Genomic DNA, 1,256 nt, shown 5'->3' on the forward strand with positions numbered 1-1,256 from the left:
GGCGCGCACGCCTTCTGCCATGTATTCCTCGGCGTTGTCAATCATCCTGCGCCACAACATGTTCGCCAGGTCGCCGCCGGTCTGCATGCTGCGCACCAGGTAAGCCATCAGCGGCGCGTACTCCTCGATCTCGGCCATCTGGGCGAACCACGTGGCGGGGTCGTTGGATTGCAGCGCCTCGGACTTGTTGCCGCGGATCGTCTCGGCGATATAGTCCTCGCACGCCTTGCGCAGGCCCTCTTTGGAGCCGAAGTGGTGAATGACCAGCGCGGCGCTGACGCCGGCACCTTCGGCGATGGCGCGAAGGCCGACGCCGAACCCGTGCTCGCCGAATTGCTCGATGGCCGCATCTCTGATCCGGGCGGCGGCCGTCAGGTCGGCTGAACGCATGTTCAGTACGCTAAACGCATGTTCAGCCCGCGGTCAAGGAGGGCGCGCGTCAAAAATTCATAAAGATGCGGACGGTCCCGGAAAACCCGAGCTCAAGGCGACGGAGGCGGCTGGTGCAAAACGATGGCGCGGGGCGACTCAGTCGCGAACGGCGGCCAGGATGCCGTCGCCGAGGGGTACCAGCGCCGGGGTGAGCCGCTCGTCCTCGGCGATCAGGCGCGCCGCCTCGCGCACCGCGACCACCTCGGCGTCGCGGGCGGCCGGATCGCCGGCCCGTCCGCCCAGCGCGGCGCGGTGCACCACGATCACGCCGCCGGGCCGCAGCAACCGCACACCCTCGACGACGTAGTCCGGCTGATCGATCGGGTCGGCGTCGATGAACACCAGGTCATAGGACGCGTCGGCGAGCCGGGTGAGTACCTCCTGGGCGCGGCCGCCGATCAGCCGCGTGCGCGACGGTCCGATGCCGGCTTCGGTGAACGCCTGCTTGGCCAGCCGCAGATATTCGGGTTCGAGGTCGATGGTCGTCAGCACACCGTCGTCGCTCATGCCGGACAGCAACCACAGGCCGCTGACGCCCGCGCCGGTGCCCACCTCGGCGACGGCCTTGCCGCCACTGAGCTTGGTCAGCAGGCTCAGCAGCGCACCGACCGCTGGCGTCACCGCGCCCGCACCGATGTCCACGGCCCGCTCGCGGGCGGCCGCCAACAGCGCGTCTTCCGATATCGAGGCTTCGGCGTGCGCGAAGAGCGCATCGGCCCGACTGGGCGCCGTCTGGCCGGGGGCTTCTGCGTCGGTGCCGTCCATGCCCGCAGCGTATTCCACTTCGCCGCGCGGTCCGGCAGGCGCGCCTGAGTCCGATCGGG

The 1,256-nt window shown here is 69.6% G+C and carries 2 protein-coding genes; both read right to left on the minus strand.

The annotated features are described in order from the left end of the window. Nucleotides 1–390, minus strand: a 390-nt coding sequence (locus A9W96_RS21405; protein WP_156749231.1) for a TetR family transcriptional regulator, incomplete at its 3' end; no start/stop codon positions are given. A gap of 138 nt (nucleotides 391–528) precedes the next feature. Continuing rightward, nucleotides 529–1,197 carry an O-methyltransferase gene (locus A9W96_RS21410; RefSeq protein WP_066873541.1) on the minus strand — a complete coding sequence of 223 codons (669 nt, stop codon included), beginning with the start codon at nucleotides 1,195–1,197 and terminating at the stop codon, nucleotides 529–531. Nucleotides 1,198–1,256: the final 59 nt, after the last annotated feature.

Source organism: Mycobacterium sp. 1245852.3 (assembly GCF_001669335.1).
GTDB classification, from domain to species: Bacteria; Actinomycetota; Actinomycetes; order Mycobacteriales; family Mycobacteriaceae; genus Mycobacterium; species Mycobacterium europaeum_A.

Excerpts from the sequence above, each read along its gene's own strand:
- A9W96_RS21410 (WP_066873541.1), bottom strand. The coding sequence starts at position 1,197 with ATGGACGGCACCGACGCAGAAGCCCCCGGCCAGACGGCGCCCAGTCGG.